The organism is Amycolatopsis vastitatis, from assembly GCF_002234595.1.
GTDB lineage: Bacteria > Actinomycetota > Actinomycetes > Mycobacteriales > Pseudonocardiaceae > Amycolatopsis > Amycolatopsis vastitatis.
Window position 1 is genome coordinate 95926 of sequence record NZ_NMUL01000008.1, and the last position, 22984, is coordinate 118909.

Sequence of the window (22984 nt, forward strand, 5' to 3'; positions counted from 1 at the left end):
TCGTGTCCGTTTTCATCGCCGTTCTGCTCGCCCTGGGCGCCGGAATGCTCGTCGGCGGCCGGGTCCACACCGCGAAGGAGGCCCGCGCCACCTATTCCGCCTACCGCTCCCGCACCGCCAAGGGCTTCGGGGAGTGGATCAAGAGCACGGTTTCGGCCGTCCTGGCGGTCGCCGGTGCCATCGTGCTCCTGGTCATCCTGCTCAACGTCCTCCAGCCGACCTGATCCCCGAACCCGACTCATGGCGGGTTGTTGCGGCCCTGGCCGCAGAGGACGCTTTTCGTGGCTCCCACGGGCGGAGCCGGGAAAGGACTGCCTCCATGAGATCGAGGGTGCTTTCTGCTGCGCTCAGCCTGGCCATCGGCCTGCTGGGCACAGTCGCCGTCGCCACGCCGGCCTCGGCCGCCGCGGTCTGCGGTGACCAGCTCGTCGGCAACGGCGGGTTCGAGAGCGGCACCGCGCCGTGGACCCAGAGCAGCGGGGTCATCAGGGCCGCCACCAGCGCGGAACCCGCGCACGGCGGCACGATGGACGCCTGGCTGGGCGGCCACGGCAGCACGCACACCGACACCCTGTCCCAGTCGCTGACGCTCCCCGCCGGCTGCGCCTCGGCGACGCTGTCCTGGTGGTCGCACATCGACACCAAGGAGACGACGACCGGCACCGTCTACGACAAGCTGGTGGTGCAGGCGGGCTCCGACACCCTCGCGAGCTACTCGAACCTCGACAAGAACACCGGGTACGTCCAGCGCACCGTGGACGTGTCGCGCTACCTCGGCCAGACCGTGACGCTGAAGGTCACCGGCACCGAGGACTCGAGCCTGGCGACGAACTTCCTCCTCGACGACTTTTCGCTGACCACGACCGGCACGAGCAACCCGCAGTCGCCGGTCGTCACCTCTCCGGGCGCCCAGTCCGGCGCCGTCGGCCAGGCCGTGGCGCTGCAGATCCAGGCGAGCGACCCGCAGGGTGACGCCCTGACCTACAGCGCGACCGGACTGCCCGCCGGCCTCGCGATCGGCGCCACCACGGGCAAGATCACCGGCACGCCGACCACGGCCGGAACGTCTTCGGCGACCGTGACGGCGAAGGACCCGGCCGGCAACAGCGGCAGCGCGACCTTCGCCTGGACGATCTCACCGGCGCCCGCCGACTCCACCCGCACGCCCATCAACCCCGCATACACGGTGAGCCTGACCTCGAACACCGCGGGCGACACCTGGACCGGGCACCAGAGCGTCAGCTTCACCAACGGGTCGGCGACCGCGCTGCCCGAGGTGTACCTGCGGCTTTGGGACAACTACCACGGCTCCTGCCCGACGACGCCGATCACCGTCACGAACGTCACCGGCGGCACGCCGTCCGCACTCAGCGTGGACTGCACCGCGCTGAAGATCACGCTGCCCGCGCCGCTCGCCCAGGGCCAGTCGGCGACCATCGGGTTCGACCTCAAGATCGTCGTGCCCAGTGGTGCCGACCGCTTCGGCCACGACGGCGCGTACAACATGATCGGCAACGCGCTCCCGGTGCTCGCGGTCCGCGACGGGGCCGGCTGGCACCTCGACCCGTACACGAACAACGGCGAGTCGTTCTACTCGGTGATCAGCGACTTCGACGTCACGCTCGTGCACCCGGCGGCCCTGCTGACGCCGGCCACCGGCACGTCGACCGAGACGACCAGCGGCACCACGACCACCACGCACGCGGTGGCGGGCAAGGTGCGGGACTTCGCGTGGGGCGCGGGGCCGTTCGCGAAGATCACCACCACGTCCGGCAAGGGTGTGCGGGTGAACGTCTACTCGGTGAGCGGCATCTCCACCAGCAGCGCGAACTCGATGCTGTCGCTGGCCGCCGACGCGGTCGACGTCCACGCCGGGCGGTTCGGCGACTACCCGTACGGTGAACTGGACGTGGTGCTGGACAACAACTTCTGGTTCGGCGGCATGGAGTACCCGGGCTTCGTGATGGACCTGGTGTCGAACGTGGCCCTGCCGCACGAGATCGCGCACCAGTGGTTCTACGGGATCGTCGGCGACGACGAGTACAACTCGCCCTGGCTCGACGAGAGCTTCACCGACTACGCCACCGACCTCTACCGCGGGATCACCGGCAGCGGCTGCGGCATCACCTGGCAGTCGAGCGCGGAGAAGCTGACCAACTCGATGGCCTACTGGGACGCGCATTCGTCCCGCTACTCCACGGTGGTCTACAACTACGGCAAGTGCACGCTGCACGACCTGCGACGGCTGATCGGTGACACGGCGATGGCGAACCTGCTGAAGTCGTACGCCCAGTCGCACTGGTACGGCGTGTCGACGACGGCCGAGTTCAAGGCCGCGGCGCAGGCGGCGGCCGGTTCGACCGACCTGACGTCGTTCTGGGCGTCGCACCGCGTGGAGGGCTGAGAAATCCGGTTGGAGTTCCCCGTCCGTGTCCGCCACTGTGGGGACATGGACGGGGAACGCCTTTTCTGCGACGTCGCGCTGGCGGAGCGGATCGAACGCGCCGAGGCCCGGTGGGTCGCCGACTGCAGCGACGCCGCGCGGGCACGACGCGGTGACACGGTGGGATTCGCGCGCCCGCTCGCCGGCGGAATCGCGAGCTTCGCCGAGGCGGGCTCCCCGTTCGACAAGGTCGCGGGTCTCGGCTTCGCCGGCGTGCCGGACGCCGATGCGCTCGACGAGCTCGAGCGGGCCTTCGCCGAGCTGGGCGCGCCGGTGCAGGTGGAGCTGTGCCACCTGGCGGACCCCGAGGTAGGGGCCTTCCTCACGGAGCGCGGCTACCGCCTGGAGTCGTACGAGAACGTCTTGGGCCGGCGGCTCGACGACGCCGTGGACGAGGTGAGCGGGGACGTCCGGCCGTGCCGGGACGACGAGCTGGAAGCGTGGCTGTCCGCCGTCGCCGACGCCTCCTTGGTCGTCGACACCGAAGGCCTGCCCTCCCACGAGGACTTCTCCCGCGAGACGCTCGTGACCGTGTTGCGGGACATGGCCGGGGTGCGGCGGTACCTCGCGGAGCGGGACGGCGACTTCGCCGGCGGCGCGAGTTTCCGCGTCACCGACGGGATCGCGCAGTTCGCCGGCGCCGCGACCGTGCCGGCCCACCGGCGCCGCGGCGTGCAGACGGCGTTGCTGCGCGCGCGGCTCGCGGCGGCGCGGGCGGCCGGGTGCGACCTCGCCATCGTCACCACGCTGCCGGGGACGAAGTCCCAGCAGAACGCGCAGCGGCAGGGGTTCGACCTGCTCTACGCCCGGGCGATCCTGGTGAAGGGCACCTCCGAGACGAGGTCTTCCGGGGCCGAGAGCCGCCAGGCCTCGTAGACGAGTTCGGCGAGCTCGTCGGCCTCGATCCGGTCGAGGTACACGACCACCCAGCCGAACCCGCCCGCGGTGAACTGCACCTCGAACACGTCCGGCCGTTCCGAGACCAGCGCCAGCTGTTCGGAGATCGTCTGCTTGAGGCCGACGGTCCGGGTCCGCGGCCAGTAGTAGCCGAACCGCTTGCCCCGCACGCTGAACGACGAGTAGTCGCGGGCCTCCGACCGCTGGACCTCCGCCAGCGCGCCGAGCACGCGTTCGAACTCGTTCACCCGCACAGTCACGTTCGCTCCCCTGCTCTTCGGCGACCACCGTAGCGCGCCGGTACGGTGGGCGGACATGAGCGAGCCCGCGGCCCGGCTCACCGGGCACACCGTCTCGGAGACACGCCGGCTGTCCGGGGACCTCGCCGAGGCCGTCCTCGACGACGGCCGGGTGGTCGTGGTCAAACGCGGGCACGGCCCCGGCGCGACCGCGGCCGAGGCGGCCGGCCTGCGCTGGCTGGCGACGGCATCAGCGGTGCCGGTGCCGTCCGTGCACGGTCAGGACGAGAACTGGCTGGTCATCGACCGCGTCCCGGCGGGACGGCCGTCCGCGGCGGCGGCCGAGCGGCTCGGGCGCGGCCTGGCGCGGCTGCACGCGGCCGGCGCCCCGGCGTTCGGGGCGGCTCCCCCGGGTGGCCCGGCCGAGGCCTGGATCGGCCGGGCGCCGATGGAGAACGTTCCCGGCGACGACTGGGCTTCGTGGTACGCCGAGTACCGCGTGCTGCCCTACGTCCGGCGTGCGGTCGACGCGGGGACGTTCGGCCGCGCCGAGGCCGCGCTGTTCGAGCGCGCCTGCGGCAGGCTGCCGGCGTCGGCGGAACCCCCGTCGCGGCTGCACGGCGACCTGTGGAACGGCAACGTCCTGTGGGACGGCCGGGACGCCTGGCTCATCGACCCGGCCGCCCACGGCGGGCACCGCGAGACCGACCTGGCGATGCTGCACCTGTTCGGCTGCCCGCACCTCGACCGCGTCGTGGCCGCGTACCAGGAGGTCAGTCCCCTGGCCGAGGGCTGGGCGGAGCGGATCGGTGTGCACCAGCTGTTCCCGCTGCTGGTGCACACCGTCCTGTTCGGACAGTCCTACGCCGGGCAGGCGGTGGCGGCGGCGCGTTCGTTCAGCAGTGGCCCAGCATCGTCTCCAGGGCCTTCTTCTCCGGGACGGTGATCGTCAGCCCGTAGTTGGCCTTCACGACGATCCAGTCGGTGGCGTAGGTGCACCAGTACGAGACGAGCGGCGGTTTCCACTGGTCGGGGGCCTTGTCGCTCTTCTGCTCGTTGACGTTGTCGGTGACGGCTTTCAGCTGCGGGCGCACGAGGTCGTTGGCGAACTGCTCGCGCCGCTGGCGGGTCCAGCTCTTCGCGCCGCTGATCCAAGCCTGCCCGAGCGGCACCATGTGGTCGATGTCCACATCGGTCGCTTTGTGCCAGGTCTCGCCGTCGTAGGGACTGACCCAGGTGCCGGACTTCGGAGCGCACTGCGCGTCGGTCTTGACGTCCTTGCCGTCGCGCTTGAGGACCTGCTCGCGGGTGTCGCAGTTGGCATCGACCTTGTCCCAGTGCGGGAATTCGTCGCGAGAGTAGCCGTCCATGGTGCCGCGCACCGCGACCTTGAGCGCCGCCAGCTGCGTCTTCGCCTCGGCGGGCGAGATCGGCGCGGCGGCGGCCGTCCCCGGGGGCTGGGTGCCGGCGGCCACGTCATTCGGCACCTTGCAGCCGGAGAGGGAGGCGCCCGCGAGGACGGCCAAGAGGAGGAGCGCCCGGGTGCGCGGCATTGTGAACCCCTTTCACATCGACCGGGAGGTGCCCAGCGGACGCGCCGACGAAACGGTGCAGACGGCGTAGTTGACGCGAACCGATCGGGGCAGTTCAGGAGCCGTGGAAGACCTGCGCGACGAACACGGCGGCGATCACCCCGACGGTGACGAGCAAGCCCAGGACGACGAGCAGCCCCCACGGCACCTGCCGGATCGGCCGCGGCCGGGGGAAGACGGCGGAAACGGGCCCGCGTGCCGGCGGGATCCAGGGACCGGGCTCGTCGTCGGCCGGAGCCGGCTCCGGGGGCACGGGGATCACGGCGGGCAGTTCCGGCAGCTTCGCGCGGGTGGGCAGCCGGGCCGGGAAACCGTCGGCGAGGAGGGCCGCCCGCGGCGGGGCGAGGTGCGCGAGGGAGAGGGCGTAGCAGGCGTCGAGGACGTCGTCGGCCGACCAGACGGTCCGCCACCGGTTGTGCTGCCCGATGATCCGCCGCAGACCACGCGGGTCGGCGAGGACGACCGGGACGGGCTCCGGTGCACGCCGGTGGAGCAGTGGCGCCGGCGGGTCGGGCTGCGGTTGCGCTGCCGAGTCGCTCGGGCTGAGCGACGACCGCGGCCGGTTCTCGCCTGAGCCCGGTGCTGGTTCGGCTCCGTCCCGTGCCGCCCCGCTCCCCTGCGGGTCCGCCGCAGGCTCACGCAGACCTTCCACCGGCTGGCTCCCGACCGAGCCCGACGCAGATTCGGCTCCGCCCCGCGCCGCCCCCGGCTCACTCCCCTGCGAGCCCGCCGCCGACTCACGCCCACGCAGACCATCCACCAACCGGCTCCCGACCGAGCCTGACGCCGGGCCGCCGTCCCGCGAATCCGCGACCGGCCGATCCTCGGCCAAGTCCGGAGCCGGCCCACCACCCCGCGCAGCCGCCTGCGGGACCACCGCGACCAGGCCCGTCACGTACCGGCCCCCGTCGTGACCGGCGAGCGCCCCCTTCGCCGCGGCGACCGCCGCCTCGGCTCGGGCGCCCGGGCCCGGCCACTCCGCCGGGCCCAGTTCCTGCGCCGCGATGACCACCACGCCGCAGCGGGTGAACACCAGCGCGTCGACGAAGCGCGGTCCCAGGCGGCTCGGCAGGCTGATGCCGGCCAGTGCCAGGCCCGTCAGGTGATCCGGGCCCGGGCCCCACGACCGCAGCAGCCGCACGATGTGCTCCGCCGCCGCGGGGAGATCCCGGTCGTCGCCGGTGCGCTGGAGTGCCACGAGCACGCCGGAACCTCCCAGGACGAGACGGCAAGCGCTGTCTCGACGGTAAGAGGCGGACCGGCCCTCACCCCAGCAGCCGAACGAGTGATCGAACACCACCGTGCGTAGCCACTGCCATGTCCACAGTGGACTCGCGGGCTACGGCCGCGGGGTGTTGCGCAGATTGGCCCGGGCCAGGTCGACCATCTTGCCGACACCGCCGTTGAGGACCGTCTTCGTCGCGCCCAGGGCGAACCCGCGGACCATCTCGCCGGTGATCCGCGGCGGGATCGACAGCGCGTTCGGGTCGGTCACCACCTCGACCACCGCCGGGCCGGGGTGGGCGAACGCCTTCTCCAGCGCTCCGCGCACGTCGGCCGGGTCCTCGACGCGCTCCGCGAACACGCCGCAGGCGGCGGCGATCGCCGCGAAGTTCACCGGCGCGTGGTCGGTGCCGAAGTCCGGCAGGCCGTCGACCAGCATCTCCAGCTTCACCATCCCGAGCGTGGCGTTGTTGAACACCACCACTTTCACCGGGACGTCGTAGGCGGGCAGCGTCAGCAGGTCGCCCATCAGCATCGCGAGCCCGCCGTCGCCCGACAGGGACACGACCTGGCGGCCGGGCTGGGAAAGCTGCGCGCCGATCGCGTGGGGCAGCGCGTTCGCCATGCTGCCGTGGCGGAACGAGCCGAGCACGCGGCGGCGGCCGTTCGGGGTCAGGTAGCGCGCGGCCCAGACGTTGCCCATGCCCGTGTCGACGGTGAACACCGCGTCGTCGTCAGCGACTTCGTCGAGGACCGATGCGACGTACTCGGGGTGGACCGGCCGCCGGTGCTCGATCTTCGTCGTGTACGCGCCGACGACCTTTTCCAGCTTCCGCACGTGCTCACGCAGCATCCGGTCGAGGAACCCGCGTTCGGTGCGCGGGCGCAGCAGCGGCAGCAAGGCGCGCAGCGTCTCCGTCACGTCTCCGTGCACCGCCAGGTCCAGCGGCGTCCGCCGGCCGAGGCGGGAGGCGTCGTGGTCGATCTGGACCGTCCGGGCCTGCGGGAGGAAGTTGTCGTACGGGAAGTCCGTGCCCAGCAACACGATCCGGTCGGCTTCGTGCATCGCGTCGTAGCAGGCGCCGTAGCCGAGCAATCCGCTCATGCCGACGTCGAACGGGTTGTCGTACTGGATCCACTCCTTGCCGCCGAGCGAGTGCCCGACCGGCGCGGCGAGCTTCTCCGCGAGCGCCATGACCTCGTCGTGCGCGCCGCGGACCCCCGCGCCCGCGAAGAGCATCACCTTCTCGCCCGAGTTCAGCAGATCCGCGAGTTCCTGGACGGCCTCGGCCGGCGGCACCGCGGGCGACGGCGTGACCAGGGGAAGCCGCTCGGTCAGCGGGCCGGTCGCCTTGCGGTCGGCGAGGTCGCCCGGAATGGTCAGCACCGCGACGCCGCCCTTGCCGACGGCGGCCTGCGTGGCGATCCGCAGGAGCCGCGGCAGCTGCGCCGGGTCCGCCACGACCTCGCTGAAGTGGCTGCACTCGGCGAAGAGCCGGTCCGGGTGGGTCTCCTGGAAGAAGCCGGTGCCGATCTGGTTCGACGGGATGTGCGACGCGATGGCCAGCACCGGCGCGCCCGAGCGGTGCGCGTCGAACAGGCCGTTGATCAGGTGCAGGTTGCCCGGTCCGCAGCTGCCCGCGCACACCGCGAGCTTGCCGGTGACCTGCGCTTCGGCCGCCGCGGCGAAGGCGGCGGTCTCTTCGTGGCGTACGTGCACCCACTCGATGCCGTCGGTGCGGCGGACCGCGTCGACGATCGGGTTGAGGCTGTCGCCGACGATGCCGTAGATGCGCTCGACGCCCGCGTCCAGCAGGGTCCTGACCAGTTGTTCTGCCACGGTAGCCATACCCCCAGCGTGGCCGCGCGCGACCGATGCGTCCAATGCCTGATTGGCTGAAAATCCATACACTGGAGACATGGACGTCCAGACGCTGCGGCTCTTCCGGGAGGTCGCCGGCGGCGCCACCGTCACGGAGACCGCCGCGCGGGGGCACCTCACCCAGCCCGCGCTGTCGCGGGCCCTGCGGCGGCTCGAGCACGAGGCGGGCGCCGAGCTGTTCCGCCGGTCCGGGCGGGTGCTGCGGCTGACACCGGCCGGGCACGCCTTCAAGCGGCACGTCGACCTCGTGCTCGACCAGCTCGACCAGGGCCTGCGCGAAGTCGGCGAGATCGTCGCGCCGGGCACCGGGGTCGTGCCGCTGGCCTTCCTGCACACGTTCGGCACCTGGCTCGTGCCCGCCGTGCTGAGCGGGTTCCTGCGCGAACACGCGAACACCCGCTTCGAACTGCGGCAGCACGGCGAGGCCGGGCTCGAGGCGGAACTCCTCGAAGGCACCGCGGACCTCGTCATCACCAGCGGCGACCCCCGGCACCCCCAGCTGCACTGGTCCCGGCTGCTCATCGAGCCGCTGCGGCTGGCCGTGCCGCCGCGCCACCGGCTCGCCGGGCGCCGCCGGGTCCGCCTCGCCGACGTCGCGGACGAAACCTTCATCCTCCTGCGGCCCGGCTACGCCCTGCGCGAAACGACCGAGCGGCTGTGCGCCGAGGCGGGGTTCGCGCCGCGCATCGGGTTCGAAGGCGACGAGGTCGAGACCTTGCGCGGGCTCGTCACCGCCGGGCTCGGCGTGTCCGTGCTGCCGCTGCCGCACACCGCGGCGTTCCCGGCGCCGCACCTCGAACTGACCGATGTGGACGCTGCCCGCGACATCGGGCTCGCCTGGGCAGCGGGGCGAAATCTCCCACCGCCCAGCGAAACCTTCCGGCGGCACGTACTCGACACGGTGCCCGCCGAGTTCGACCGTCCACAAGGGACGATGTGAGAATTCCCTTACCACCAGGCATCATCGCCCCCGGTGTGCGAGGGTGGGGGTATGGCCGCGCTGAGATCCTTCCTGCTGTCCTGGACCTCCGTCACCCCCGTGCTCGGCATCCTCGTCCTGGCGCTCGCCTGGGGCCGCGACCTCGGCCCGGTCTTCGTGGCCGTCGTCGCGGTCGCACTGGGCGCGACCGTGCTCGCCGCGGTGCACCACGCGGAGGTCGTCGCGCACCGCGTCGGGGAACCGTTCGGGTCGCTCGTGCTGGCGGTCGCGGTCACCGTCATCGAGGTCGCGCTGATCGTCACGATGATGGTCTCCGGCGGCCCGGAAACCGGCTCTCTGGCGCGGGACACCGTGTTCGCGGCGGTGATGATCACGACGAACGGGATCGTCGGCATCTCGCTGCTCGTCGGCGCCCGGCGTTACGGCGCGACGCTGTTCAACCCGGAAGGCAGCGGGGCCGCGCTGGCCACGGTCGCGACGCTGGCCGCGCTGAGCCTCGTGCTGCCGACGTTCACCTCCAGCACGCCCGGACCGGCGTTCTCCCCCACACAGCTCACCTTCGCCGCGCTCGCCTCCCTGGCGCTGTACGGGACGTTCGTGCTGACCCAGACGGTCCGGCACCGCGACTTCTTCCTCCCGGTGGCCGCCGACGGCGCGGTCAAGGAGGACGACCACGCCGGCCCGCCGTCGAACCGGGCGGCGGTGGGCAGCCTGGCGCTCCTGCTCGTGGCGCTGGTCGCGGTCGTCGGGCTGGCCAAGGTGGAATCGCCGGCGATCGAAGCCGGCGTGCGTGCCGCCGGGTTCCCGCAGTCGTTCGTCGGCGTGGTGATCGCGCTCCTGGTGCTGCTGCCGGAGACCCTCGCAGCGGTGCGCGCGGCCCAGCGCGACCGGATGCAGATCAGCCTGAACCTGGCCTACGGCTCGGCGATCGCGAGCATCGGCCTGACGATCCCGGCCATCGCGCTCGCGTCGGTGTGGCTGCCGGGACGGCTGCTGCTCGGCCTCGGCTCGACACAGATCGTCCTGCTGGCCCTGACGGTGGTGGTGAGCGTCCTGACGGTGGTCCCCGGCCGGGCGACCCGCCTCCAAGGCGGCGTGCACCTGGTCCTGCTGGCCGGCTTCCTCGTCCTGGCGGTCAACCCTTGAGCCGCGCTTCGGGCCGGGTCGGCTGGAACAGCTCGACCGGGTTGCCCGACGGGTCGTCGACGAGGACCTGGTCGCCGCCCACCCCGCGGACGATCCCGCCGCGCGACGGCACCCCGGCGGCCTCGAGCCGGGCCACCTCCGCGGCCAGGTCCTCGACCTCCAGGGCGAACCGGTTCCACCCACCCGGCGCGGGCACGACCCCGCCCACCGCGGCACCACCGCCCGGCCCGCCCCCGGGCGCGGACAGCAGCAGCCGCAGGTCGCCGCGGGTCAGCATCGCGAAGGCGGGAGCGGGGTGCATCCGCTCGGTGAACCCGAGCTGCCCGCAGTAGAACGCGATCGCGGCGTCGACGTCGTCGACGATGTAGCGGACCGTCACCGTGGCCATGGCCGACCTCCTCGGCAGCCCGTCCAGCACAGCACAGCCGGGCCGCCCAGACCACCGTGTCGTCCCTCCCATCACGAGTGATGCCCTCCCCATCACGCGTGATGCCCCTCTGATCACGGCCGATGCCCGTTTCGTCACACCGGCCCATCGGGCGGAAGGGCCATCACGCGTGATCGAAGAGGCATCACTCGTGATTGGAGAGGCATCACTCGTGATCAGGGGGCCGACACGGCTCGGGACGTCGTGACCTCGATGCCGACCACGCAGGTGTCGTCGTCGGTGTCCGCCGTGCTGTAGGTGAGGAGGGTGTCCAGCTGGTGCTCGAGGCCGCCGTCGTGGCCGTCGACCAGGGTGACCAGGCGGGACACCGAGTCCTGGACCGGCCGGTCGCGGCGCTCGATCAGGCCGTCGGTGTAGATCAGCAGGATGTCGCCCTCGTCGAGCTGCAGCTCCTCCTCCTGGTAGACGACGTCGCGGACCGCGCCGAGCAGGGAACCGCGGATCAGCGGCAACGTCGTCGCCTCGCCGTTGCGGTGCCGGACGATCGGCGGCAGGTGCCCCGCCCGCGCCCAGCGCAGCTTCCGGTGAGCCGGGTCGTAGACGGCCGCGACGGCGGTCGCGGTGACGTGGTCGGTTAGGTGGTAGGCCACCAGGTTCAGCCAGGTCAGCAGCTGCGCGGGCCCGGCGCCGGTCGCCGCGAGGCCGCGCAGCGCGTTGCGGAGGCTCACCATCCCGGTCGCCGCGTCGATGCCGTGCCCGGCGACGTCGCCGACGCACAGCAGCACCTCGCCGGTCGGCAGCGCGACCGCGTCGTACCAGTCGCCGCCGACGAGGTGCTCCTTCTCCGCGGGCCGGTAGCGGACCGCGGCACGCAGGCCCGGCATGTCGATCGGGCCCTTGGCCGGCGGCATGATCGCGTGCTGCAGCTGCAGGGCCAGCCGGTTGCGCTCCAACGCGTGCTGCTCGGTCTCGGCCAGCCTGTCCCGCGTCGCGGCCAGCGCCACCTCGGTCCAGTGCTGCGACGAAACGTCCTGGTAGGCGCCGCGGACCGCGACCAGCTCGCCCCGGCCGTCGACGACCGGCTCGGCGACCACCCGGATGTGCCGGGCGACGCCGTCGGAGCGCTGCAGCCGGAACGCCGTCGACGACGGCCGCTTGTGGTGCAGCACCGCGCGCAGGAACCGGCCGATCGCCGGCCCGTCGTCGGGGTGCGCGTGCCCGGCCAGCTCGTGCAGGGACATCGGCGTGGCGTTGGGCGGCAGGCCGTACAGCGCGAACAGCTCGGTGTTCCAGGTGATCGCGCCGGTGACGACGTTCTCTTCGAAGCCGCCGATGCGGCCGAGCCGCTGGGCGTGCTGCAGCAGCACGGCGAGCTTCGCCGCGTCGTCCTGGATGCGCAGGATCATCAGCACGTTGCCGGCGAAGCGGGTGACGCTGATGTCCGTGAGCACGGTCAGCGGCACCTTGTCGACGAGAGTGGTGACGGCCATGCTGTCGGCGCGGAACGGCTCGCCGGTGGCGTAGACGCGGTGGATCTTGTCGAGCAGGCCGCTTTCCTCGGCCGCGAGCGGGTACGTCTCCAGCAGCCGGGTGCCGACGATCCGGCTGCGCGGCCGCCCGCCCGGGTCGGCGAACCGAACGTTCGCGTGGTGGATGCGGAAGTCGCTGAGCCTGCCGCCGTCGAGGCACGGCGAGAGCAGCACGGCCGGGTCGTGCAGGCCGTCGACGAAGTCCACCAGCTCCCCGAGGAAGTCGCCCGAGCCGTCGGCGGCGACCGGGGCGACCACGCCGTCCCACGTGTCGAGCGTGTGTGCGCACAGCTCGGCCAGCGCTTCCAGCTGCCGCCGGAGCCGCCCGGGTTCGGCGGGCAGGGGCTTCGGCCAGCACATCTCGACGACGCCGATGATCCGGCCGCCGGTCCCGGTCGGCACCGCGACGCGCCCGCCCTCGGCCAGCGTGTGCCGTCCGATCGACGGAAGCCCCGCGCCGGCCAGGGTCGGCAGCCAGACCGTGTCACGGTCGATCAGCGCGCTGCGGGCCGGCGTCGCGACGCCGGGCGGGACGTACCGCCAGCGGGCCGCTTCCTCCGCCGAAAACCCGGCCGAACCGGCCAGGGTGAGCGATCCGTCGGGGCCGGCGAGCCACACCGCGACGGCGGTCGCGCCGAGCGGCCGCAGCGCGTGCTCCAAAATGGACTCCGCGACGCGCTGGGTGTCGCCGGCCGCGAGCACGCCGCTTTCCGCCGTGCGCAAGCGAACCGCGACGGAGTCTTCGCCGTCGGCGCGGGCCAGGAACTCCTGGGTCACCTCGCTGATGCGGTCCTCGGCAGCCTCGCCGACGACCTCCGCCGCGAACTCCAGGGGCGTCATCCCCGAGCGTCCGGCGAGGCTTTCCAGCTGCTTCGCCGCGTCCGACGGCGTGCAGTGCAGGCGTTCCATCAGCACGCCCTTGGCCAGCTCGATCAGCGCACGGCCGTCGGCGACGGCGTGCGCGTGGTCGACCTCGCCGCGCAGGCGGGCGACGGTGTCGGCGAGCCGGGCGAGGTTGGCCGACACCTCGGCCGGCGGGGCGAGCACGGGAACGCCCTGGTCTTCGGCAGGCAACTGCCCGTCGCCGATCACGCCGTCACGTGCCGCTTGATGCGGGCGATCAGGTCGTCCGCGTCGACCGGTTTGGTCACGTAGTCGGTCGCGCCGGACGCGAGGCTCTTCTCGCGGTCGCCGGGCATCGCCTTGGCCGTCACCGCCACGATCGGGATCTTCGCGTGCTCGGGCATCGCGCGGATCTTCGCGGTGGCGGTGTAGCCGTCCATCTCCGGCATCATCACGTCCATCAGGATCAGGTCGATGCCGGGGTGCGCCGCGACCGTCTCGACGCCCTTGCGGCCGTCCTCGGCGTGCAGCACCTGCATCCCGTGCAGCTCCAGGATCCCGGTCAGCGCGAAGACGTTGCGCGGGTCGTCGTCGACGATCAGCACCGTCCGCCCGGAGAGGGTGGTGTCGACGTCGGCCGCCCGCACCGGCGCGGCCGGCTCGTCCGGTCTGACCAGCGGGAGCACCGCGCCGGGTTCCTCGGCCGAGAGGTGCAGGGCGATCCGCTCGCGCAGCTCGTCCAGTCCCGACAGCACTTCCAGCGACTGGACGTCCGCGCGGGACTGCACCAGCTGCTCCAGTTCGCCGTCGATGCGGCGGCTGTTGTGCGCGAGCACCGGTACCAGCCGCAGCGCGCTGTCGCCCTGCATCGCGTCGAGGAAGGCGAACGCGGCCCGGTCCGGCAGGTCGAGGTCCAGCACCACGCAGTGGTAGGCGTCGGTGGCGAGTGCGGCCGCTGCCTCCTGCGTGCCGACCGCCGTCACCACCTCGACGTCGGCGGGCGAGATGCCGATGTCCCGGCTGTCGGACAGATCCGCGGCGGCGCTCTCGGCGACGAGCGTCAGCAGCCCGTGCTGGCGCTCCTCCACGACCAGCAGCCGCCGGTAGCCGCGCGGCGCGGACGACGCGGCACCGGCATCTCCCACCGTGACGACCGTGCCGGGGTGGTCACCGGCCGGGACGGCGGCGAAGTCCGGCCGGGCGACCGGCAGCGTGAAGGTGAACGTGCTGCCCTCGCCGGGGGTGCTCTCCGCGGTGATGACGCCGCCGAGCAGCTGCGCGATCTCCCGGCTGATCGACAGGCCGAGCCCGGTGCCGCCGTACTTGCGGCTGGTGGTGCCGTCGGCCTGCTGGAACGCGCCGAAGATCGACTCCAGCTGGTGCTCGGCGATGCCGATCCCGGTGTCGGTGACCCGGAACGCGACGGCGGGCCCGTGCGCGCGCAGCGGCCGGGGCAGCGATTCCGGGTCCACCGGCTCGATGTGCAGCTCGATGCCGCCGACCTCGGTGAACTTGACCGCGTTGGACAGCAGGTTGCGCAGCACCTGCCGCAGCCGCGAGTCGTCGGTGAGCAGTTCCGGCGGCGAGCCCGGGGCGACGGTGATCCGGAAGTCCAGGTTGCGCTGCGACGTCATCGGCCGGAACGTCGCTTCGACGTAGTCCAGCAGGCCCCGCAGCGACACCTGCTCCGGGGTGACGTCCATCTTCCCGGCCTCGACCTTCGACAGGTCCAGGATGTCGTTGATCAGCTGCAGCAGGTCCGAGCCCGCGGAGTGGATGATGCCCGCGTACTCGACCTGCTTCGCGGTGAGGTTGCGGGTCGGGTTCTGCGCGAGCAGCTGGGCCAGGATCAGCAGGCTGTTGAGCGGGGTGCGCAGCTCGTGGCTCATGTTGGCCAGGAACTCCGACTTGTACTTCGAGGCCAGCGTCAGCTGCTGGGCGCGGGCCTCCAGCTCCTGGCGGGCCTGCTCGATCTCCAGGTTCTTCGTCTCGATGTCGCGGTTCTGCGTGACCAGCAGCGCGGCTTTTTCCTCGAGCTCGGCGTTGGAGGACTGCAGTTCTTCTTGGCGCGCCTGGAGTTCTTCCGAGCGCGCCTGCAGCTCCGCGGTCAGGCGCTGGGACTCGCCGAGCAGCTCGTCGGTGCGGGCGTTCGCGACGATGCTGTTGACGTTGACGCCGATCTGCTCCATCAGCAGCTCGAGGAACGCCCGGTGCACCGCCGTGAAACCGTGCACCGACGCCAGTTCGAGCACGCCGAGCACCTGGTCCTCGACCACGATCGGCAGCACGATCAGGCTCGCGGGCGCGGTGCTGCCGAGGCCGGAGGAGATGGTCGCGTAGCCGGGCGGGACGTCGTCGATCGCGATCGGGCGGCGGCTGCGCGCGGCCTGCCCGACCAGCGACTGGCCCACGCGGAAGCGCACCACCGGGCCGTCGCCGTCGTCCGGGTGGCCGTACGCGCCGACCAGCCGCAGCTCCGGCACCTCGGCGGTGTCGTCGGCCAGGTAGAACGCGCCGTACTGGGCGTTGACCAGCGGCACCAGCTCGTCCATCACCGCGGCCGCGACGACGGCGAGGTCGCGGCGGCCCTGCATCAGCCCGGTGATGGTGGCGAGGTTGGACTTGAGCCAGTCCTGCTCCTGGTTCGCCCGCGTGGTCTCGCGCAGCGACTCCACCATCGAGTTGATGTTGTCCTTCAGCTCGGCGACCTCGCCGGAGGCGTCGACGGTGATCGACCGGGTCAGGTCGCCCTCGGCGACCGCGCTGGTCACCTCGGCGATCGCGCGGACCTGCCGGGTGAGGTTCCCGGCCAGCTCGTTGACGTTCTCGGTGAGCCGCTTCCAGGTGCCGGAAACGCCTTCGACCTCGGCCTGGCCGCCGAGGCGGCCTTCGCTGCCGACCTCGCGCGCCACGCGCGTGACCTCCGCGGCGAACGCCGAGAGCTGGTCGACCATCGTGTTGATCGTCGTCTTCAGCTCGAGGATCTCGCCGCGGGCGTCGACGTCAATCTTGCGGGTCAGGTCGCCCTGCGCGACGGCGGTGGTCACCTGGGCGATGTTGCGGACCTGCCCGGTGAGGTTGTTCGCCATCGAGTTGACGTTGTCGGTCAGGTCCTTCCAGGTGCCGGCGACGTTCGGCACCCGCGCCTGCCCGCCGAGCATGCCCTCGGTGCCGACTTCGCGCGCCACTCTCGTGACCTCGTCGGCGAACGCGGACAGCGTGTCGACCATCGTGTTGATGACGTCGGCCAGCGCCGCGACCTCGCCCTTGGCCTCGACGGTGATCTTGCGGGACAGGTCACCGCGCGCGACCGCCGTCGCGACCTGCGCGATCGAGCGCACCTGGCCTGTCAGGTTGGACGCCATGACGTTGACGTTGTCGGTGAGGTTCTTCCAGGTCCCGGACACCCCGCGGACGGTGGCCTGGCCGCCGAGGTTGCCCTCGGTGCCGACCTCGCGCGCCACCCGGGTGACTTCGTCCGCGAACGCGGACAGCTGGTCCACCATCGTGTTGATGGTGTCCTTCAGCTCCAGGATTTCGCCGCGGGCGTCGACGCGGATCTTCTGCGAGAGGTCACCGCGGGCGACGGCCGTGGTGACCTGGGCGATCGAGCGGACCTGCGCGGTGAGGTTGTCGGCCATGACGTTGACCGACTCGGTGAGGTCCTTCCAGGTGCCCGAGACGCCCTTGACGTCGGCCTGGCCACCCAGCCGGCCCTCGGTGCCCACCTCGCGCGCCACCCGGGTGACCTCGTCCGCGAACGCCGACAGCTGATCCACCATCGTGTTCAGCGTGTCCTTGAGCTCGAGGACCTCGCCGCGGGCGGTGACGTTGATCTTCTGCGACAGGTCGCCGCTCGCCACGGCGGTGGCGACCTGCGCGATGTTGCGAACCTGGTCGGTCAGGTTGCCCGCCATGAAGTTCACCGAGTCGGTGAGGTCGCGCCAGGTGCCGGAGACGCCCTTGACGTCGGCCTGGCCGCCCAGCCGTCCTTCGGTGCCCACTTCTCGCGCGACGCGGGTGACTTCGTCGGCGAACGACGACAGCTGGTCCACCATCGTGTTGATGGTGTTCTTGAGTTCGAGGATTTCCCCGCGCGCGTCGACGGTGATCTTCTGCGAGAGATCGCCCTTCGCGACCGCCGTCGTCACCTGGGCGATGTTGCGGACCTGGTCCGTCAGGTTCCCGGCCATGAAGTTCACCGAATCGGTGAGGTCGCGCCAAACCCCGCCGACGCCGGGTACCTGGGCCTGGCCGCCGAGGCGGCCTTCACTGCCCACCTCGCGCGCGACGCGCGTGACTTCGTCGGCGAACGACGACAGCTGGTCCACCATCGTGTTGACGGTGTCCTTCAGCTCGAGGATCTCGCCGCGCGCGTCGACGTCGATCTTCTGCGACAGGTCGCCCTTCGCCACCGCGGTCGCCACCTGGGCGATGTCACGGACCTGGGTGGTGAGATTTCCCGCCATGGCGTTCACCGAGTCGGTGAGGTCCTTCCAGGTGCCGGAGACACCGGGAACCTTCGCCTGCCCGCCCAGCTGCCCCTCGCTGCCGACCTCCCGCGCGACGCGGGTGACCTCGGAGGTGAACAGCGAAAGCTGGTCGGCCATGCCGTTGAACACCGTGGCGATCTCGCCGAGCAGGCCGTCGGCCCCGCCCGGCAGCCGGATGCCGAAGTCGCCGTCGCGGACGGCGGTCAGGCCGGCCAGCAGGCGGCGCAGCTCCTGCTCCCCCGCCTCGCCCACGCCCGAAGCGTCCGCTCCCGCACCCGGGCGCGTCCCTTCGACCATTGCCCCACTCATCCGCCACCCGTTTCTCCGTCAGTCCGGCGCGTGGCGCCGCCGGCGTGGGCACACCGGATGGCTCAGCATAGTGCAACTGCACTATGCTGAGCGGCAACGGTTGAGCAACCAGCCGCGCCCGTGACGACGCGCGCTCCTCAGGCGGTGCTCGAAGCCTTTCCTTCTCCCCCAGGCCATCCGGCCGCATTGACCCGTTCGGCTGAACGTCGCCGTCCGGTCGGTCGCCATGCCCCCGTGCCGCGGCGCACCCGGTCGGGTCGTCCGGAGTGGACACTCCATTGTGGATTGTCGATTGTGGTGCGGCTCACAGCCAGTCCTTGCGTTTGAACATCGCGTACAACCCGATCGACAGCACCAGAAGGGCGATCGTCGAAGTCCAGAACCCGCTCGGCGCGCCGTTGCCCGGGTACGGCACGTTCTGGCCGTAGAACCCGGTCACCGCGGTGGGTACCGCGATCACCGCCGCCCAGCCGGTCACCTTCTTCATGATCAGGTTCAGCCGGTTGCCCTGCAGGTTCAGCTGGGTCTCCCGGACCGTGGCGATGAGCTCCCGCAGGGCCTCGGTCTGCTCGGCGGCCTGCCGGGCGTGGTCGTGGACGTCTTCGAAGTACGGGCGGGTGAGCTCGTCCGCCAGCCGCAGGTCGGGGCGCATCAGCGAGCTGATCACCTCGCGCATGGGCAGCACCGCCCGGCGCAGCGCGGTCAGGCTCTTGCGCAGCCGGAACGAGCGGTGCTGCAGCTCCGAGGAGTCGGGGCGGTCCTCGAAGACGAGGTCCTCCAGGGCTTCGATCTCGTCGTCGAGCGCCTGCACGGCCTCGAAGTGGCCGTCGACGACGTAGTCGAGCAGGCCGTGCACCAGGAAGGACACGCCGGACTTCGCCAGTTCGGCTGCCTGGTCCCAGCGGCGCACGACCGCCTCGATGTCGAAACCGTCGTCCTTGCGCACGGTGACCAGCGCCTGCGGCGTGATGAAGGCGGCCAGCTCGGAGGTGGCGACGCGGCCGGTCGCCTGGTCGAGCCGGACGGCGTAGGAGGTCAGGAAGGCGTGGCCGTCGTAGCGGTCGAGCTTGGGCCGCTGGTGCTCTTGGACAGCGTCTTCGACGGCGAGCCGGTGCAGGCCCAGCTCGTCGGCGAGTTCGGCCAGGTCCGCCTCGGACGGGGCGCACAGGTCGACCCACACCGTGGTGCCCCGCTCGGCCAGGAAGTCGGAGACGTCCTCGACCGGGAAATCTTCCTTCCGCAGCTCGCCGTCGCGGTACACCCGGGTTCTGGTCATCCGGACGAGTACCCGCGACAGCGGGAGTTCACACCGGCCGGGCCTCCTGTCCGATTCGGACGCTCGGAAGCCGTTCGGGCGCGAGCCACCGGGAAAACCACTCGCGTGCGCGGCGCAGGACGTCGATCTGGTGGCCACGTTCGCGGAACGAGTGGCCCTCCCGCGGGTACACGACGTACTCGTGCTCCACGCCCCGGTCGCGCAGGGCGTGGTGCAGCAGGTCCGCCTGCGAGAGCGGGACGTTGGTGTCCTCCTCGCCGTGCAGGATGAGGACCGGGGTGCGGATGTGGTGGGCGTGGGTGATCGGGCTCGTGCTGCCGTCCGGACCGCCCAGCGCGGCATCGAACCGCGTGAGGTCGCCGGTCGCCGCGAGGACGCGCCAGTCGATGACGCCCGCGGAGACGAGTGCCGCGGCGAAGCGGTCCGTCTGCGTGACCGCCCAGGCCGCCATGAAGCCGCCGTGGCTGCCGCCGCCGATGCCGAGCCGTCGCGGGTCGGCGACGCCGTCGTCGACGAGGCGGTCGATTCCGGTGAGGATGTCGGTGAACTCGGCACCGCCGACGGCCCCGGCGACGCTCACCGCGAAGGCGTGCCCGTGGCCCCAGCCGCCGCGCGGGTTCGGCAGGAACACCGCGAAGCCGGCCGTCGCGAGCCACTGGCCCGACGGGTACCAGTTCAGGTGGAACCGGTCGGCGTAGCGGTCGTCTGGGCCACCGTGGACGAGGGTGACCAGGGGGAACGGCCCGTCTTCGCGGGTCTTGCCGGGTGGGAGGATCAGGAGCCCGTCGAGCTCCAAGCCGTCTTCGGCGCGGTAGGACAAGCGTTCCCGGGTGCCCCAGCGGATCCCGGGGAGCGGCGACTCGGTGAGCCGGGCGAGCGGGCCCGCCGGCGATCCGGCGTGGACGGCGTCGGGTTCGGTCGCGGTGCTCGCGACGACGGCGATCTTCCCGCCGCCGGCGGAAAGGGACTTCAGGCTGCCGGGGGCGCGGGTCAGTTCGGCGAAGGTTCGCGTGGCGGGCTCGAGCCGGCGGACCGTGGTGTCCAGGCCCTCGGCGAACAACGCCAGCGGCGGACCGTCGCCCGCCGGCACCAGCTCGTCCGGGCAGACGGTCAGCCCGGCGGTGAGATTGCGGTGCTCGCCGCTCGTTTCGCCGACCTCGAACACGGCCCGGCCACCGACCAGCCCGGGCGGGGTGAGGCCGAGGTAGGCGAGGTGCCAGCCGGTTTCGCCGCGCCACCAGGTGAGCGAGGACGCTTCGAGCGCCGGGGTGCCGAGGTCGCGCACCGCACCGGTGCCGGGGTCGACGAGGTGGAGGCCGGGTTCGAACAGGCCGGGATCGCGATCGGCGACGGACCAGGTGAACACGGCGAGAGCACCGCCATCGGGGCGCGCGGCGACTTCGACGACGTGCCGCTGGCCGAAGTTCCCGAGCGCGCTGACGGCGCGGGTCCGCGGGTCGAGCAGCCAGAGCCGGTCGGGCCGGGCGACGGTGTCCCAGGTCCGGCCCGGTTCGCCGGTCCGGGTACCGCTTGCGGTGACAACGCGGACGCGGGGATCGGCCGGTTGGAAGTCCCGGTCGGGCGCCACGAACACCACCACACCCGGGTCCGGCACCGGAATGCGCGACTGGGCTTCGCCGGACCCGTTCGCGCCGACTTCGGGATCGGCCGACCGCCCGATCTCATCCTGCGCGGCCACCACACCCGGCCCGTTCGCACCGCCCCCGGAATCAGCCGACCGGTCGCTCTTCGCCTCCGCGACCACCCCGGCCCGACCCGGCAACCAGACATGCGCGTGAACTCCCGCGGTCCAGTCCGTCAGCCGCTCCGGAGCACCACCGTCGAGGCCCACCCGGTACAGCTGGGCCGTACCCCGCTCGTCACGATCGGACAGGAAGAAAACCGAGCCGGAATCCGGCGCCCACCGGGGCTCGTGGTCTTCCGCGTCCGAAGGAGCCAGTTCCCGAGGCGGCGCACTGCCGTCGGCGGGGGCCAGCCACAAGCCACTCACCGGGTGCTTCCCCGTCCGGCCGATCGCGCCGCTCACGAACGCTACCCACCGGCCGTCCGGGGAAAGCCGCGGCGTCCGCGGCACGATCCGATCGACCACGGCTTCCGCCGTCAGCTCCGTCACCCAGGCCCCCTGTTCGAACTACTCGGGAGGAACCCTATCGACGAAGACCGTCCGGGAGCAGGGCCAGCAGTTGCTCGTGGTCGCCGGCCTCCCGGAGGACCGGGGCCTCCAGCTGACCCGCGCCCGCGTCGTCCGCTCGCACCGCGGCGAGGAACCTGACCACCGCGCGGGGTTCGGCGAACACGTCGCCGCCGAGGTGGGTCAAAGCCGTGGCCGCGTCGCCCGTCGCGTCCTCGATCGCCGCCGCCCAGCCGTGGACCTCGTCCCAGACGAGCGCCAGATCGTGTTCGGGGAACCGGGTCAGCCGCCAGTCGAGGGCGATGTAGGCGGCGGCGGGCGTGCCCGCGTCCACTGTGCAGGACTCCAGCCCCACTCCGACGGCCCGGGCCACCGCGCCCACGTACCCGCGCAGCCGCCGCTCGAACGAGAACTCCGTGTCGCGCCCGAAGTCGATCAGAATGCTCAACGCCGCCTCGCTTTCCCCGTCCCGCCGCGGGATCCCCGCGGTCCGGGAAACGGATACCCCGCCCCCACGCTGCTCAATCCCGGCGAACCGCCGCACCGAATGTCGTCTATCCGGCGACATCTCACTTGTCATCGTTTCGACGACATGTTAGAACCGAAGTACCCGAAGAGAAAGGTGACCCGCCCCCGTGACCGCATCGATCGAACTTCCGACCGGTTACCAGCACCCCGCCGTCCCCGCGCTGCTCGACTACCTCCGCGATGTCACCGCCGAGCTGGGGATCGGCCTCGAGTCGTGCACCCTCGACCACGACCGCCCGATTTCGGCCTACGTAGCCCTCGACACCCGCCTGCCGCACTACCCCGACCGCGACGTCGCCCTGCTCTGGGACGAGGAACGCGGCTGGTCGGCGGCGATCGAGACGCACTCGGGCGAGGACCTGATCGTCCTGCGCTACCTGGGTGGCACCATCGCCCCGCCGCCGCACCGGGTCGCGCGGTTCGTCACCGCGCTGCACCAGGACGACCACACCGTCGGCCGCCCCGACCCCGTGATGCTGCGGACCGCGGGCGACGGGGACGAGCTCGCCGCGCTGCTGCGCCGTCCGGCCGTGGCCCGATGACGGCGGTGCTGCCCCTGCCGGAGAGCTTCGCGCTGACGTTGCGCGGCTACGACCGCGAGCAGGTCGACGAGCGGATCGACGAGCTCCTCGCCGAGATCCGGCTGCTGACGGCCGACCGCGACGCGGCCGTCACCGAAGCCGAAAACCTCACCCGGCAGCTCGAACTCGCCCGCTCCGGCAACGCCGCGCTGCGTACCCGGCTCGACCGGCTGTGCCGCACGCCGGCCGATCCGGCCGCCATCAGCGACCGGGTCCGGCACCTCCTCGAACTGGCGCACGCCGAAGCGGACGGGATCGTCGCGGCGGCCCGGGACCGCGCCGCCGCGATCGTCCGGGAAGCCGGGGAGACCGCGGACCGCCGCGACGCCGACGCCCGCGCACGGGCCTGCCGGATCGTCGACGAAGCCCGGCGCCGGGCCGACCGCCTGGCGGCGATCGAGCGCCGCACCGCCGACCGGCTCCGGCGGATCGACGCCTTCCTGGCCGACGCCGAGACGCTGCTGGACGGGGAAACCCCGCTGCGCGCGATCGCCTGACTTCCCAGCGGGCGGGACGGGTGGA

18 protein-coding genes are annotated in these 22984 nt (G+C 72.1%); 8 read left to right on the top strand and 10 right to left on the bottom strand.

All coding sequences use genetic code 11. The features are described from left to right. The first annotated feature begins 2 nt into the window (after positions 1–2). From CF165_RS10380 to CF165_RS10390, 3 genes are all read left to right on the top strand, one after another. Positions 3–224 (top strand): hypothetical protein, encoded by a 222-nt coding sequence (locus CF165_RS10380; RefSeq protein ID WP_093947252.1) that lies wholly within the window; start codon positions 3–5, stop codon positions 222–224. Between the two features lie 107 nt (positions 225–331). Next, positions 332–2404 (top strand): putative Ig domain-containing protein, encoded by a 2073-nt coding sequence (locus tag CF165_RS10385; protein ID WP_093947253.1) that lies wholly within the window; start codon positions 332–334, stop codon positions 2402–2404. 45 nt (positions 2405–2449) lie between these two features. Beyond that, a complete protein-coding gene (locus CF165_RS10390) occupies positions 2450–3319 on the top strand; it encodes a GNAT family N-acetyltransferase (protein ID WP_093947254.1) in 870 nt (289 codons plus the stop codon). On the opposite strand, the gene CF165_RS10395 is transcribed toward CF165_RS10390, so the two are convergent. Then, a complete protein-coding gene (locus tag CF165_RS10395) occupies positions 3244–3600 on the bottom strand; it encodes an MmcQ/YjbR family DNA-binding protein (RefSeq protein ID WP_093947255.1) in 357 nt (118 codons plus the stop codon). The genes CF165_RS10390 and CF165_RS10395 overlap by 76 nt on opposite strands. 55 nt (positions 3601–3655) lie before the next feature. On the opposite strand from CF165_RS10395, the gene CF165_RS10400 reads away from it, so the two are divergent. Then, on the top strand, positions 3656–4525 hold the full coding sequence (locus CF165_RS10400) for a fructosamine kinase family protein (protein ID WP_093947256.1): 870 nt from the start codon (positions 3656–3658) through the stop codon (positions 4523–4525). Here CF165_RS10400 and CF165_RS10405 read toward each other — a convergent pair. The 3 genes from CF165_RS10405 to CF165_RS10415 form a co-directional block, all read right to left on the bottom strand. Further along, on the bottom strand, positions 4476–5132 hold the full coding sequence (locus CF165_RS10405; RefSeq protein ID WP_093947257.1) for an HNH endonuclease family protein: 657 nt from the start codon (positions 5130–5132) through the stop codon (positions 4476–4478). The two genes, CF165_RS10400 and CF165_RS10405, sit on opposite strands and share 50 nt — an antisense overlap. Positions 5133–5226: 94 nt before the next feature. Continuing rightward, positions 5227–6375, bottom strand: a complete 1149-nt coding sequence (locus tag CF165_RS10410) for a hypothetical protein (protein WP_240521526.1) — start codon at positions 6373–6375, stop codon at positions 5227–5229. 135 nt (positions 6376–6510) lie between these two features. Further along, on the bottom strand, positions 6511–8244 hold the full coding sequence (locus CF165_RS10415; RefSeq protein ID WP_093947258.1) for a pyruvate dehydrogenase: 1734 nt from the start codon (positions 8242–8244) through the stop codon (positions 6511–6513). 70 nt (positions 8245–8314) lie between these two features. Between CF165_RS10415 and CF165_RS10420 the strand changes: the two genes are divergently transcribed. Further along, entirely contained in the window at positions 8315–9217 is a 903-nt protein-coding gene (locus CF165_RS10420) for a LysR family transcriptional regulator (RefSeq protein ID WP_093947259.1), read from the top strand. A gap of 51 nt (positions 9218–9268) precedes the next feature. Next, positions 9269–10363, top strand: a complete 1095-nt coding sequence (locus CF165_RS10425; RefSeq protein WP_093947260.1) for a calcium:cation antiporter — start codon at positions 9269–9271, stop codon at positions 10361–10363. Here the strand turns inward: CF165_RS10425 and CF165_RS10430 are convergent. The 6 genes from CF165_RS10430 to CF165_RS10455 all read right to left on the bottom strand — a co-directional run bounded on the left by CF165_RS10430 (position 10353) and on the right by CF165_RS10455 (position 21801). Further along, entirely contained in the window at positions 10353–10751 is a 399-nt protein-coding gene (locus CF165_RS10430) for a VOC family protein (RefSeq protein WP_093947261.1), read from the bottom strand. The two genes, CF165_RS10425 and CF165_RS10430, sit on opposite strands and share 11 nt — an antisense overlap. A 215-nt stretch (positions 10752–10966) precedes the next feature. Then, positions 10967–13372, bottom strand: a complete 2406-nt coding sequence (locus CF165_RS10435; protein WP_093947262.1) for a SpoIIE family protein phosphatase — start codon at positions 13370–13372, stop codon at positions 10967–10969. Next, positions 13369–17913 carry a HAMP domain-containing hybrid sensor histidine kinase/response regulator gene (locus CF165_RS10440; protein ID WP_093947263.1) on the bottom strand — a complete coding sequence of 1515 codons (4545 nt, stop codon included), beginning with the start codon at positions 17911–17913 and terminating at the stop codon, positions 13369–13371. The genes CF165_RS10435 and CF165_RS10440 overlap by 4 nt, the downstream gene beginning before the upstream one ends. Positions 17914–18229: 316 nt before the next feature. Next, on the bottom strand, positions 18230–19201 hold the full coding sequence (locus CF165_RS10445; protein ID WP_240521527.1) for a magnesium transporter CorA family protein: 972 nt from the start codon (positions 19199–19201) through the stop codon (positions 18230–18232). Between the two features lie 28 nt (positions 19202–19229). After that, positions 19230–21335 carry a S9 family peptidase gene (locus CF165_RS10450; RefSeq protein ID WP_093947265.1) on the bottom strand — a complete coding sequence of 702 codons (2106 nt, stop codon included), beginning with the start codon at positions 21333–21335 and terminating at the stop codon, positions 19230–19232. A 34-nt stretch (positions 21336–21369) separates the two neighbouring features. Next, positions 21370–21801: a DUF6292 family protein gene (locus CF165_RS10455; protein WP_093947364.1), complete on the bottom strand. Its 432-nt coding sequence runs from the start codon at positions 21799–21801 to the stop codon at positions 21370–21372. Positions 21802–21988: 187 nt separating this feature from the next. On the opposite strand from CF165_RS10455, the gene CF165_RS10460 reads away from it, so the two are divergent. Together CF165_RS10460 and CF165_RS10465 are read left to right on the top strand one after the other, a co-directional pair. Further along, entirely contained in the window at positions 21989–22423 is a 435-nt protein-coding gene (locus CF165_RS10460) for a DUF6292 family protein (protein ID WP_093947266.1), read from the top strand. Then, positions 22420–22959, top strand: a complete 540-nt coding sequence (locus CF165_RS10465) for a hypothetical protein (protein ID WP_093947267.1) — start codon at positions 22420–22422, stop codon at positions 22957–22959. Before CF165_RS10460 ends, CF165_RS10465 begins: the two co-directional genes overlap by 4 nt. The last annotated feature ends 25 nt before the right edge of the window (positions 22960–22984 follow it).

Coding starts and splice junctions, on each gene's coding strand:
- CF165_RS10390 (WP_093947254.1), top strand. CDS start 2,450: ATGGACGGGGAACGCCTTTTCTGCGACGTCGCGCTGGCGGAGCGGATC.
- CF165_RS10400 (WP_093947256.1), top strand. CDS start 3,656: ATGAGCGAGCCCGCGGCCCGGCTCACCGGGCACACCGTCTCGGAGACA.
- CF165_RS10405 (WP_093947257.1), bottom strand. CDS start 5,132: ATGCCGCGCACCCGGGCGCTCCTCCTCTTGGCCGTCCTCGCGGGCGCC.
- CF165_RS10415 (WP_093947258.1), bottom strand. CDS start 8,244: ATGGCTACCGTGGCAGAACAACTGGTCAGGACCCTGCTGGACGCGGGC.
- CF165_RS10420 (WP_093947259.1), top strand. CDS start 8,315: ATGGACGTCCAGACGCTGCGGCTCTTCCGGGAGGTCGCCGGCGGCGCC.
- CF165_RS10425 (WP_093947260.1), top strand. CDS start 9,269: ATGGCCGCGCTGAGATCCTTCCTGCTGTCCTGGACCTCCGTCACCCCC.
- CF165_RS10430 (WP_093947261.1), bottom strand. CDS start 10,751: ATGGCCACGGTGACGGTCCGCTACATCGTCGACGACGTCGACGCCGCG.
- CF165_RS10440 (WP_093947263.1), bottom strand. CDS start 17,913: ATGGTCGAAGGGACGCGCCCGGGTGCGGGAGCGGACGCTTCGGGCGTG.
- CF165_RS10445 (WP_240521527.1), bottom strand. CDS start 19,201: ATGACCAGAACCCGGGTGTACCGCGACGGCGAGCTGCGGAAGGAAGAT.
- CF165_RS10465 (WP_093947267.1), top strand. CDS start 22,420: ATGACGGCGGTGCTGCCCCTGCCGGAGAGCTTCGCGCTGACGTTGCGC.